Raw genomic sequence first — 12,213 nt, 5'->3', positions numbered from 1 at the left:
AGGGGCGGCACGTGAGCGCACGGTTGGCTGTGGTCAGTGGTGGCGGGACCGGCATCGGCGCGGCGATCGCGGGGGCGTTCGCCTCCGACGGGTACGACGTGGTGATCGTCGGACGGCGGGCGGACGTGCTCGACGCCGCGGCCGCACGGGTGGACGTCGAGTGCGGGCGCGCCGGAGCGGTCCGCGCGGTGGCCGCCGACCTCACCGACCCGGACCAGGTCGACCGGGTCGTGGCCGCCGTCGACGGCCGGACGGTCGACGTGGTCGTCAACAACGCCGGCGGCTACCTCGGCGGGGACACCGACACGCTCGCCGGTGCGGCCGCGTACTGGCGGGCCAACCTGGACGCCAACGTGCTCACCGCGGTCCTGCTCACCGAGGCGCTGCGGCCGGCGCTGCGCCGCCCGGGCGGCCGGGTGATCCTCGTCAGCTCGATCGCGGCGCTGCGCGGGGGCGCCGGGCCGTACTCGGCGGCGAAGGCGGCGCTGCACGGCTGGGCGTACGACCTGGCCGCCCAGCTCGGCCCGGAACAGATCACGGTCAACGTGGTGAGCCCCGGCTACGTGGCCGACACCGAGTTCTTCGGCGACCGGATGACGCCGGAGGGGCACGCGAAGCGGGTCGCGGCCACCCTGGTCGGGCGCGCCGGCGTACCGGCCGACGTGGCCGAGGCGGTCCGCTACCTCGCGAGCCCCGCCGCCGGCTACGTGACGGGCCAGGTGCTGGGCGTGAACGGCGGCTCCGTACTGGGCCGCTAACCCGCGCGGTGCGCCCGCCGGTCACCCCCCGCGATCTTGCACTTTGCGCCCCGGCGAATCGGGGCGAAAGCCGCGTTCGAGGGGCACAAAGTGCAAGATCGGCGGGATGGGGGGTGGGGCGCGGGCGCGGCGCGCACGGGTTGCTTGTCGGGCGGGGCTGGTAGAAATGCCGGATGGGCCAGGATCGGGCGGCGGTACGGGAGCGCGCTGAGGCGGTGCTGCGGCGGTTGGCCGGCGAGCACGCCCGGCTCCGGGAGGACCAGTGGCGGGCCATCGAGGCACTGGTGGTCGACCGGCGCCGGGTGCTCTGCGTGCAGCGCACGGGCTGGGGGAAGTCGGCCGTCTACTTCGTGGCGACCGCACTGCTACGCGAACGTGACCTGGCGACGGCCGGCCCCGACGGCCCGGCCAGCGCGCCCGGCGCCGGCGTGCCGGCGGGCACGGACGCCCCGGTCGGCACGGACACGCCTGTCGGCACCGTGGGGCCCACCGTGATCGTGTCGCCGCTGCTGGCGCTCATGCGCAACCAGGTGGAATCCGCGGCGCGCGCCGGCATCCGCGCCCGCACCATCAACTCGGCCAACCTCGACGAGTGGGACGAGATCACCGGCGAGATCCATGCCGGCGCGGTCGACGTGCTGCTCATCAGCCCGGAGCGGCTCAACAACCCGGACTTCCGCGACGGCGTACTGCCCAAGCTGGCCGGCACCACGGGCCTGCTGGTGGTGGACGAGGCGCACTGCGTCTCCGACTGGGGGCACGACTTCCGGCCGGACTACCGCCGGCTGCGTACCTTCCTTGGCGACCTGCCGCCGGGTACGCCGGTGCTCGCCACCACCGCGACGGCCAACGCCCGGGTCACCACCGACGTCGCCGAGCAGCTCAGCACCGGTGACGGCAGCGACGCCCTCGTGCTGCGCGGCTCGCTCGACCGCGAGTCGCTGCGGCTCGGCGTCCTCGACCTGCCGAGCCCGGCGCACCGGCTGGCCTGGCTGGCCGACCACCTCGACCGGCTGCCCGGCTCGGGCATCGTCTACACGCTGACCGTGGCCGCAGCCGGCGAGACCGCCGAGTTCCTGCGTTCCCGCGGCTACCCGGTGGCCGCGTACACCGGGCAGGCCGACGACACCGACCGCCGGGCCGCCGAGCAGGACCTGCTGGACAACAAGATCAAGGCCCTGGTCGCCACGAGCGCGCTCGGCATGGGTTTCGACAAGCCCGACCTCGGTTTCGTGGTGCACCTCGGCGCGCCGCCGTCGCCCATCGCGTACTACCAGCAGGTCGGCCGTGCCGGCCGCGCCGTGGAGCACGCCGAGGTGCTGTTGCTGCCCGGCGCCGAGGACGCGGCCATCTGGCGTTACTTCGCCTCCCTCGCCTTCCCGCCCGAGGAGCAGGTGCGCGCCGTGCTGGCCGCCCTGCACACCGACCGGCCGCTCTCCACCCAGGCACTGGAACCCCTGGTCGACCTGCGTCGGGCCCGCCTCGACCTGATGCTCAAGGTCCTCGACGTGGACGGCGCCGTCCGCCGGGTCCGCGGTGGTTGGCTCGCCACCGGCGAGCCCTGGACCTACGACGAGGCACGGTTGCGCCGCGTCGCCGCCGCGCGCACCGCCGAGCAGCAGGCCATGCGGGAGTACGCGGCCACGCCCGGCTGCCGGATGCGCTACCTGCGGGAGTGCCTGGACGACGCCGGTGCGACCGACTGCGGCCGGTGCGACCGGTGCGCGGCGGCGCTGTTCACCACGGAGGTGTCGACCGAGGCGTTGACCGCCGCGCAGACCTTCCTGGGCCGGCCCGGGGTGGAGATCGCGCCGAAGAAGCTGTGGCCCACGGGGATGGAGTCGGTCGGCGTACCCCTGAGGGGCCGGATCGCCCCCGCGGAGCAGGCGTTGCCCGGCCGGGCCGTGGGGCGCCTCTCCGACCTGGGCTGGGGCGCGCGGCTGCGCGGCCTCGTCGGCCCGGACGCACCCGACGCCGTGGTACCCGACGACGTGGCGGCGGCCGTGGTGGAGGTGCTGAAGGCCTGGGCGCACGGCGACGCCCCCTGGCCGCGCCGGCCCGTGGCGGTCGTCGCGGCCGGCTCGCACCGGCGTCCCCGGCTGGTCGGCTCGCTCGCCGAGCGGATCGCCACGGTCGGCCGGCTGCCGCTGCTCGGCCAGCTGCCGCCGGCCACCGCGGCCGCCGGCGGCGCGCGGGGGAACAGCGCCCAGAGGGTACGCGCGCTGCACGACGCGTTCACCGTGCCGCCCGACCTCGCCGCCGCGCTCGCCGACCTGGCCGGTCCGGTGCTGCTCGTCGACGACCTGGTCGACTCGGGCTGGACCATGACCCTGCTCGCCCGGGCGCTGCGCCGCGCCGGCGCCCCCGACGTGCTCCCGCTCGCCCTGGCCGTGGCCGGCTGACCCGGCCGGGCGGGCGCGGTGGCCGCACCGGCTCGCCCGAGCCGGACGGGCCGCCCCGGCGGGTGGCCCGGGTGCGTCGCCGGTTCCCGTCGGCCGGGAGGTGGGAAAAGTTCCCGCGCGGCGCGAGGTGCGACCGTCGCCACGCCAACGCGAGACCGGCGGGCGGCGGCCCGGCCCGGCGGTACCGTGGGCGCCATGGATCAGCAGGAGGTCGTCCGCGCGTACGCCGTCACCGGCATGACCTGCGAGCACTGCGTCCGGGCGGTCACCGACGAGCTGTCCACGCTCCCCGGCGTCCGGGAGGTCCGGGTGGACCTGGCCACCGGGACCGCCACGGTCACCAGCTCCCAGCCGCTGCCCGACGAGGTGGTGCGGGCGGCGGTCGACGAGGCCGGCTACGAGCTGGGCGACGGCGGTGCCTGACCCGATCTCCGCGACACCCGACCGCAGCACCCTTCGGCTGGCCCTCGCGGTCGGCGGGCTGGTGCTCGCCGTCCTGCTCGGCTTCGGCCTCGGCCGGATCAACTCGGGCGGCGAGCCAACCACGGCGGTCGGCCTGGAGGCCAGCGACCACACGCATCCTCCGGGTACCGCGGCGCACGACCACGGCGCCGGCGGCGACACGACCGCGAGCGCGGACGCCGGCGGGCTCGCGGTCAGCGCGGGGGGCTACACCCTCGCCCCGCTGGCCGCCGCGTTCACCGCCGGCGAGGCGACCCCGTTCACGTTCCAGATCCGCGACGCCCAGCGCAAGCCGGTCACCCGGTTCGCCGTGGTGCACGACAAGCCGATGCACCTCATCGTGGTACGCCGCGACCTCACGGGCTTCCAGCACCTGCACCCCACGATGGCGCCGGACGGCACCTGGTCGGTGCCGCTCACGCTGCCGCAGGCGGGCACCTGGCGGGCGTACGCCGACTTCACCACCGTCGCCGACGACGGCACCCAGACCCCGTTGACCCTCGGCGTCGACCTGACCGCGCCCGGCCGGTACGACCCGCGTCCCCTGCCGGCCCCGGCCACCTCGACCACGGTCGGCGGGTTCGCCGTCGACTACCAGGGCACGCCGCAGGTCGGCGCCACCGTGCCGCTGACGTTCCGGATCACCGCCGATGGCGCCGTCGCGCCGCTGGAGCGCTACCTCGCCGCGTACGGCCACCTGGTCGCGCTCCGCGAGGGAGACCTCGGATACCTGCACGTGCACCCGGAGCCGCAACTGGTCGACGGTGCGGTGCGGTTCTGGCTGACCACGCCCGGGCCGGGCCGCTACCGGCTCTTCCTGGACTTCCAGGTGGCCGGCGTGGTGCGTACCGCGGAGTTCACCGTCACGGTGCCGTGACGGCCGGACGGGCCGGTCGGGCGGCCCTGCCGGCGGGTCCGGGCGAGCCGACCGGGGCGGGGCGGGGCGGTTGCGTGGCCCGGCGGGGTGGTTAGCCGGCCCGGCGGGGTGGTCAGCCGGCCCGGCGGATGGGGCGGCGCGCGAGGTAGCGCAGCAGGTCGCGGATGTGGTGCTTCTCCTCGAGCGGCACTGTCGGGTCGGCGAGCCGGTCCAGGATCACGCGGACGTCCGCCTCGACCGTGCCCTCGTCGCTGCGCCGCCGCGGCATGGGGCCGGCGTCCGGCAGGCCGAGCGCGCGGAACGCCGCGGCGACGGGCAGGTCGAGGGCGGCGCAGAAGCCGCGGACCTTGGCCAGTTCGGGGTAGTCCTGCCAGTCGCCGGCCAGCCACCGGAAGACGGTGGACCGACCGACGCCGGTGTGGCCGGCCAGGTCGGTGACTGTCCAGCCGCGCTCGTCACGAGCGTCGTCGATGGCGCGCCGCACGAACCGTGCGAACGCCATCTGCGGCGAAACCTCTGTGGAACCCATTCCTGCGGGTCTTCCCTCCCGAGGCGGTGCACCGGGACGATGTCGTATACGAGCGTAGTACCGCACGGGCCGGAAACAATTGACTGACCGCACAAACTGTCCCGTTGACGGGACCTTTTTCTCCGCATGATCGTGGGAGCCACTCGGCGACCGCGACCGCGACGGCCACCGCTAGCGGACGATGGGCTACCGCGGGGCCGGCGCGGCTCTGTCCTGCGTGGACAGAAGCGTCTCCAACCGTGGGGTGACCTGCCACTGATCGACGAGGTCCCGGTAGTCCCGGCGCTGCTCGTCGGTCGGCCCGGTACCGGTGTGCCGGGCGCGGATCAGCAGGTTCCGCGGCGTGTGCCGGGAGTCGACGAACTCCACGACCTCGGCGCGGTAGCCGTGCAACCGGAGCAGCCCGGCCCGCAGCGCGTCGGTGAGCACGTCCGCGAACCGTTCACGCAGGATGCCCTGGCGGGTCAACAGCTCGTACGGCGCCGGCGCCGGGCGGGCGCGTAGCTGGGCGGCCACGTCGTGGTGACAGCACGGCGCGGCGAGCACCCAGCGGGCACCCCAGCGCACCGCGCGGGCCAACGCCTCGTCGGTCGCCGTGTCGCAGGCGTGCAGGGCCAGCACCAGGTCGGGCGCGGCCCCGACCGTCGCGTCGGCGATCGTGCCGGCCACGAAGTGGACCCGGTCACCCCAGCCCAGCCGCTCGGCCAGCTCGGTGTTGCGGCGGCGCTGGTCCTCCCGTACGTCCACGCCGACCAGCTCGACGTCGAGCCCCCGCCCGGCCAGGTACCGGTATGCCGCGAAGGTCAGGTACGCGTTGCCGCACCCGAGGTCGACCACCCGGAGCGGGCCGGTCAGCTCGTCAGGCAGCGTCGCGGCGAGCGCCCGTAGGAACGCGTCGACCTGGCGGCGCTTCGCGGCCGAGCCGCCGATCTCGGTGAAGATCGGATCGCCCGGATCCAGCAGGTACGCCTTCTCCCGGTCGTGCCCGGCGTCCCCGGCGGCCGGACGGGCCGTGGTGGCCCGGTGCACCTGGGCCTCACCCGACTTGGTCACCCGCAACTGCAGGGTCGTGTCGGTGGTCTCCACGTGCCAGTTGCCGAACGGCTCGGCCAGCAGCGCGTCCACCGCGTCTCCCGCCTCCGGCCCCGGAGCCAGATTGCGGGTGTACGGGCGGGCGCCGTCGGAGGTGGAGATCTGCAACCTCGGCCCGGCCTTGAGCGACACCGGCCGCAGCTCGGCCCGGACCACGGAGGGACGCTGCCCGCGGCGGCGCCCGGCGGCCACGGCGCGGGTCAGTGCGGGGTCGAGCAGCAGCGTGCGCACCTCAGCCAGCGCAACGTCCAACGGTTCCGGCATCTCCCCATCCTCTCGCCATCCCTGGTGCCTCTCCCAACCACCCCAACCCGCACCCCCACGCCACCCCGCCCTGTCCCCGCCCCAGCTGCACCCTCCCGGCCCTCGCGCCTCCCCGTACCGCGGCCCTCGCGCCCCGGCCCGGCGCCCCCGTGCCTCGCCCAACCCGTCGATCATGCAGTTGTGGTGCCCCGCAAAAGCGACATACCAGCATCAACCGACCACCACAACTGCATGATCGACGGGAGCGGGGAGCCGCGCGCCGGGGACCGGGAGCTGGAGCGACAGTCCGGAGCGGGCAGGCGGGAGCCGGAGCGGGCGGCGGGGGCGGGGTTGGGGCGGCAGCGGGAGCAGGTACGGGTGGGGTGCTGGGAGCGGGTGAGGCCGGGGATGTGAGTGGGAGGGGTTGAGCGGAGCGGGGCTGCGGTGTCCGGGCGGGAGGGCTGGAGACGGGACGTCCCCCAGGCCCCGGATTGGGGTGGGGGACGTCCTCGGTCGTACGTGCTCAGTCGGCGGTGGTGGTGGCGGCCTCCGCGGTCGTACCGGTGCCACCGCCCGACCCGCCACGGCGGCGGCGCCGACGACGCGGCTTCGGCGACCCCTCGCCATCGGTGCCGGCCGTGACCGGCTCGGCGGTCGCGCCCTCGGCGATCACCGCGGTCGGCTCACCGGCGACCACCTCACCGGCCCGTCGGCGACGGCGGCGGCGCGGGGTGCCGGTGCCCTCCTCGGCGGGCGCGGCGGCGTCCGGCTCGGGGGCCGACGCACCGCGACCACGGCGGCGCTCGCCGCGCTCGCCGCGCTCACCGCGCTCACCGCGCTCGCCACGACCGCCGCTCCGCCCGCCCCGGCTCTCACCGCGCCGCGAGCGGCCACCGCCGAGGTCCTCCTCGACCTCGGCCGCGAGCCCGGCGCGGGTCCGCTCGGCGGTCGGGAGCGTGCCCGACACGTCGGGGGAGATGTGCAGGTCGGTGTAGAGGTGCGGGGACGTGTGGTACGTCTCCGGCGGCTCCGGCATCTCCAGCCCGAGCGTCTTGTCGATGATCCGCCAGCGGGGCATGTCGTCCCAGTCGACGAACGTCACGGCGACGCCGCTCGCGCCGGCCCGGCCCGTGCGGCCGATCCGGTGGGTGTAGGTGTCCTGGTCCTCGGGGCAGTCGTAGTTGATGACGTGGGTGACCCCGCTGACGTCGATGCCACGGGCCGCGACGTCGGTGGCGACCAGCGTGTCGATCTTGCCCGCACGGAACGCCCGCAGCGCCCGCTCGCGCGCGCCCTGCCCGAGGTCACCGTGTACGGCGGCCACGGCGAAGCCGCGGAAGTCGAGCTCCTCGGCGACGCGGTCGGCGGCCCGCTTGGTCCGTGTGAAGATCATCGTGAGGCCCCGGCCCTCCGACTGGAGGATGCGGGCCACGATCTCGATCTTGTTCAGCGAGTGGGTGCGGTAGACCAGCTGCTCGGTCTGCGGCGACGGGCCGGTCTCGGCGGTGTGCCCGGCGTGGATCGTCACGGGGTGGCGCAGGAAGCGCCGGGAGAGCGTGACGATCGGGTCCGGCATCGTGGCCGAGAACAGCATGGTCTGCCGGTCCTCGGGGAGCATGGCCAGGATCTTCTCGACGTCGTCGAGGAAGCCCAGGTCGAGCATCCGGTCAGCCTCGTCGAGGACCAGCGCGTGTACGCGGTCCAGCCGCAGGTGCTTCTGCTTGGCCAGGTCGAGCAGCCGGCCCGGCGTGCCGACGAGGATCTCGACGCCCTTGCGCAGCGCCTCGATCTGCGGCTCGTACGCCACGCCGCCGTAGATCGGCAGCACCCGGACGCCCCGGGTGCTGCCCGCGGCGGCCAGGTCCTTGGCGACCTGGAGGCCCAGCTCGCGGGTGGGTACGACGATCAGTGCCTGGGGCAGGCCGTCGCCGCCCTCGCTCGGCGCGAAGACCCGCTCGAGCAGCGGTACGCCGAAGCCGAGGGTCTTGCCGGTGCCGGTGGGCGCCTGGCCGATCAGGTCGGTGCCGCGCATCGCGATCGGCAGCGCGTACTCCTGAATGGCGAACGCGCGGGTGATGCCGGCCGTGGCCAGCGCGTCGACGGTCTCCTGACGCGCGCCCAGCTCGGCGAAAGTGGGTGCCTCCGGTCGTACCGGGGCGGTGGGGGCCAGCTCGCGGCCCCCCGTGCTGCTGTGCGTCAACTCGCTCATCTGGATGTGGGGGTGCCCTCTCGTGGGTGCGCCCCGTCATGTCCGCAGGGCGCGTTCGGTATGGCGCGGGCCACACGGTCGGGGGCGGATCGCCGAGCCGGACCGGGCCGCACGCGCGCCGCAGGCTTGACTTCGATCAGATCGGCGCCCACGGCAACTGTTCCATACTACCTGAACCGCCAGGATGCCGTCCTGATTCCGGAGTCGGCGCGATCCACGGGGATGAACCTGTGTCCCAGTTCACAGCACGTGCGGGCTCATCCGCCGGTCCCCCCGGAGAGTCGCGGCACGCCGCACCGCAGCCTGGCGGGACCCGCGCCGGTGCCTCGCGGGATCCCGCGCCGGTCCCGCTGGCGGTAGCCTGCGCTCGTGTCCGCCCCGACCACCCCAGGATCCGCCGTCGCCGATCTCCTCGGCCTGGTCGCCCTCGGCGAGCTGCTCGCCTTCGAGCGGATGGCCGGGGACGCCCGCCTCGCCCCGGACCTGCGGCGCCGGGCCGCGCTGGGCGAGATGGCCGCCGCCGAGATCGCCAACTACCACCGCCTCGCCGACCGCCTCGCCACGCTGGGGGTGCCGCCGGAGGAGGCCATGCGGCCGTACGTCGAGGCGTTGCAGGCGTACCACGACTCGACCGAGCCGCGGGACTGGGCCGAGGCGGTGACCAAGGCGTACGTCGGGGACGCGATCACGGACGACTTCCTGCGGGAGATCGCCGGGGCGTTGGGCGAGCCGGACCGGCAGCTCGTGCTCGACGTGCTGCACGAGTCCCGGTACGCCGAGTTCGCGGCCGCCGAGATCCGGCTGGCGATCGAGGCAGACCCGCGGGTGGCGCACCGGCTCTCGATGTGGGCCCGGCGGCTGGTCGGCGAGGCGCTCTCCCAGGCCGGCCGGGTGGCCGCCGCCGACCGGGGCGCGCTCACGGCGCTGATCGCAGAGGGGGAACGGGTGGACGTGCAGGCGCTCTTCCGGCGGCTGACCGCCGCGCACACCGAGCGCATGGCGGCGGCGGGGCTGAACAACTGAAGCCCCGGCCGCGAGGGCCGGGGCGGCGGGGTCAGGCGGCCGCGACGGGCGCGTCAGGCGGACTGTCCGGGACGGGCGGGTCAGGCCGGCTTTCCGGGACGGGTCGGTCGGGCCGGCTTTCCGGGACGGGTCGGTCGGGCCGGGACCGTGGGATGGGCGGGTCAGGCCGGGCCCGCGGGACGGGCCGGCGTCCGCGACGGGCGGTCGGCCCGCCGCGGACGCCGTGTACGCCTAGCGGACGGTGAACCCGACCGCCCGCGGGGACGCCTCGGCGATCTCGACGTAGGCGACCTTGTCGACCGGCACGATCACGCGCCGGCCCTTCTCGTCGGTCAGGGACAGCGTGCCGCCGTTCTTGGCGATGGCGTCGGTCACGATCTGCTCGATCTCGGCCGGCGCCTGCGCGCTCTCCAGAACCAGCTCGCGCGGCGCGTACTGCACGCCGATCTTGACCTCCACTGTGCCTCCTCAACTGGGGCGAAAGAGCCGCCGTGGGAAGGCTATCCGATCACCGGGGTGGCGGTCAGGCTGACTCACCCTGCAGCGGGAAGCTGGCGATGCCCCGCCACGAGAGTGCGGCCACCAGCGCCTCGGCCTCGGCCTTCGGCACCTGGCGACCGCTGGCCAGCCAGAACTGGGCGGCGGTCTCGGCGGCGCCGACGAGGCCGGAGGCGAGCAGCTCGGCGTGCGACCGGCTCACGCCCGTGTCCGAGATGATCGTGTCGGTGATCGCCGCGATGCAGCCCTGCTCGACCCGCTCCACCCGCTGGCGGACCGCCGGGTCGTTGCGCAGGTCCGACTCGAAGACCAGACGGAACGCCTCGCTCTCGTGGTCGACGAAGTCGAAGTACGCGCGCACCGACGCGCTGACCCGCTCCTTGTTGTCGCTGGTGCCGCGCATCGCCTCCTGGACCTTCGCCACGATCGCGTCGCAGTGCGTGTCGAGCAGGGCCAGGTAGAGCTCCATCTTGCCCGGGAAGTGCTGGTAGAGCACCGGCTTGGAGACCCCGGCGCGCTCGGCGATGTCGTCCATGGCCGCGGCGTGGTAGCCCTGCGCGACGAACACCTCCTGCGCCGCGGCGAGCAGCTGCTTACGGCGCGCCGAACGGGGCAGGCGCATGGGCCGGCCGGCGGTTTGAGCACCGTTCCCCACAGCGGTCATGGGAACCTCCGAGTCTCTCCGTACGAGCCGCCACTTTTACCCCGAACCGGTCGGGCCTCGACGCCCGTCGCGGAATTGGCCCGCCGCTGTAACTTATCGCCACTGTCACCACACGGTAGCCTCAGCGGGGGCGACCAAGGAGCGCGCGGTGAGTGAAGTAGGGCAACCCGGTGCCGCCACGCCGGGAGAGCACGGCGACGGGACGGGTCCGGAGGATGATCCTTCCCGCTCCGGCGGATGGGCGCCCCCGGCGGCCGGCTGGTCCCGCACCGGCGACCCCACGGCCTCCCGTGAGCCGGCGCCCCGCTGGCAGCCCGACCCGTCGTCCGGTTGGGCCGCCTCCTCACCCCGTCACGGTGACCTGCCCGCGCCGATCGCCGGCCTGCCAGGCGACCCCGAACCGCCGGCCCGGGTCAACGGGCACCGCGTCAACGGCGTGGGCCACGCCCCGGAGGAGCCGTACGCGGGTCGCCCCGCGCCCGTGAGCCCCCCGCCGGGCGGCCCCGGGGAGCTGCACCGTGAGCCGGCCGCCGAGCGTCTGGTGGTGCCCGCGCAGCGGCCCGTCCCGCCGGTCGAGCAGTCGCCGGGTCTCGCCGAGCCGGAGGCCGGCGCCGCCCGCCACTCGTCCGAGGAGCCGCCGCCCGCCCGCCCGCGCTGGGCCGAGCCGGCGCCGCCGACCTCCGCCCCACCGACCTCCGCCCCACCGACCTCCGGTCCACCGACCTCCGGCCCGCCGATCTCCGGTCCACCGACCTCCGGCCCGCCCGCCGTGCAGGTCCCGCCGGTCGGGACGGCCCCGTCCGGGTTCGAGGTGCCGCCGGGCTTCCACGCGCCCATCGTCGACCGGCCCGCCGCCGAGCAGCCGCCGGCTGAGCCGCGCGGCTGGGCCGACGCGTATCCGCCGGCCGGCGGATACGGCCCCGCGCAGCCGCGGGCCGTGGCCGAGCCGGGGCCGGCCGAGCCGGCGGCGGGCGAGCCCGACTGGTCCAGCCCGAGCTGGAACCGGCCGAGTTGGGGCGCCGCCTGGGCGCCGCCCTGGTCACGGCAGGGCGAGGAGCCGGCCGGTCGCCGGTCCCGCGAGGGCGACGAGCCGGCCGTGCGCCGGTCACACGACAGCGACGAGCCCGCCGCGCACCGGCCGGACGAGAGCGAGCAGCCGGCCGGACGTGGGGCCGAGGAACCCACCGGGCGCCGGGCCCGCCCCGAGAGCCTGCCGACCTGGGCCACCGAGCCGTACCGGCCGTACGAGCCGGTGCGGGCCGAGCCGGGCCAGGCGTACGAGCCGGGCCAGGGGTACGAGCCGACCAGGGCCGAGCAGGGGCAGGCGTACGAGCCGGGCCAGGCGTACGAGCCGGCCAGGGCCGAGCCGGGCCAGGCATACGACCCGGGCAGGGTCGAGCCGGGCCAGGGGTACGAGCCGACCAGCGCCGAGCAGGGGCAGGCGTACGAGCCGGGC

Annotated in this window: 11 protein-coding genes; 6 read left to right on the top strand and 5 right to left on the bottom strand. The window is 75.5% G+C overall.

Going from position 1 to position 12,213, the window contains the following annotated elements; translation table 11 throughout:
- Nucleotides 1–11: 11 nt before the first annotated feature.
- From D7193_RS19840 to D7193_RS19825, 4 genes are all read left to right on the top strand, one after another.
- Nucleotides 12–758, top strand: coding sequence for an SDR family NAD(P)-dependent oxidoreductase (locus D7193_RS19840; RefSeq protein ID WP_120780991.1), 747 nt, complete (start codon nt 12–14; stop codon nt 756–758).
- Between the two features lie 173 nt (nt 759–931).
- Nucleotides 932–3,160, top strand: a complete 2,229-nt coding sequence (locus D7193_RS19835; RefSeq protein ID WP_120780990.1) for a RecQ family ATP-dependent DNA helicase — start codon at nt 932–934, stop codon at nt 3,158–3,160.
- A 195-nt stretch (nt 3,161–3,355) separates the two neighbouring features.
- Entirely contained in the window at nt 3,356–3,583 is a 228-nt protein-coding gene (locus tag D7193_RS19830; protein WP_120780989.1) for a heavy-metal-associated domain-containing protein, read from the top strand.
- Entirely contained in the window at nt 3,576–4,499 is a 924-nt protein-coding gene (locus D7193_RS19825) for a hypothetical protein (protein ID WP_120780988.1), read from the top strand. The genes D7193_RS19830 and D7193_RS19825 overlap by 8 nt, the downstream gene beginning before the upstream one ends.
- Nucleotides 4,500–4,611: 112 nt before the next feature.
- Here the strand turns inward: D7193_RS19825 and D7193_RS19820 are convergent, their stop codons facing one another.
- Nucleotides 4,612–5,028 carry a helix-turn-helix domain-containing protein gene (locus D7193_RS19820; RefSeq protein WP_120780987.1) on the bottom strand — a complete coding sequence of 139 codons (417 nt, stop codon included), beginning with the start codon at nt 5,026–5,028 and terminating at the stop codon, nt 4,612–4,614.
- A gap of 186 nt (nt 5,029–5,214) precedes the next feature.
- Nucleotides 5,215–6,384, bottom strand: a complete 1,170-nt coding sequence (locus tag D7193_RS19815; protein WP_120780986.1) for a class I SAM-dependent methyltransferase — start codon at nt 6,382–6,384, stop codon at nt 5,215–5,217.
- Nucleotides 6,385–6,615: 231 nt separating this feature from the next.
- Here D7193_RS19815 and D7193_RS33495 point away from each other — a divergent pair, with 231 nt between their 5' ends.
- Nucleotides 6,616–6,777 (top strand): hypothetical protein, encoded by a 162-nt coding sequence (locus tag D7193_RS33495; RefSeq protein WP_158674828.1) that lies wholly within the window; start codon nt 6,616–6,618, stop codon nt 6,775–6,777.
- Between the two features lie 109 nt (nt 6,778–6,886).
- On the opposite strand, the gene D7193_RS19810 is transcribed toward D7193_RS33495, so the two are convergent.
- The gene (locus D7193_RS19810) at nt 6,887–8,572 is read right to left on the bottom strand and encodes a DEAD/DEAH box helicase (protein WP_120780985.1); all 1,686 of its coding nucleotides are present in this window, start codon (nt 8,570–8,572) and stop codon (nt 6,887–6,889) included.
- A gap of 369 nt (nt 8,573–8,941) precedes the next feature.
- On the opposite strand from D7193_RS19810, the gene D7193_RS19805 reads away from it, so the two are divergent.
- Nucleotides 8,942–9,595, top strand: coding sequence for a ferritin-like fold-containing protein (locus tag D7193_RS19805; RefSeq protein WP_120780984.1), 654 nt, complete (start codon nt 8,942–8,944; stop codon nt 9,593–9,595).
- A gap of 231 nt (nt 9,596–9,826) precedes the next feature.
- Here the strand turns inward: D7193_RS19805 and D7193_RS19800 are convergent, their stop codons facing one another.
- Nucleotides 9,827–10,054 carry a DUF3107 domain-containing protein gene (locus tag D7193_RS19800; RefSeq protein ID WP_120780983.1) on the bottom strand — a complete coding sequence of 76 codons (228 nt, stop codon included), beginning with the start codon at nt 10,052–10,054 and terminating at the stop codon, nt 9,827–9,829.
- Nucleotides 10,055–10,118: 64 nt separating this feature from the next.
- A complete protein-coding gene (locus D7193_RS19795) occupies nt 10,119–10,757 on the bottom strand; it encodes a TetR/AcrR family transcriptional regulator (protein ID WP_120780982.1) in 639 nt (212 codons plus the stop codon).
- Nucleotides 10,758–12,213 lie beyond the last annotated feature (1,456 nt).

This window comes from Micromonospora costi (genome assembly GCF_003626655.1).
GTDB lineage: Bacteria > Actinomycetota > Actinomycetes > Mycobacteriales > Micromonosporaceae > Micromonospora > Micromonospora costi.
Note: the sequence above shows the minus strand (reverse complement) of the source record. Positions and strands in the feature narration are given on the sequence as shown.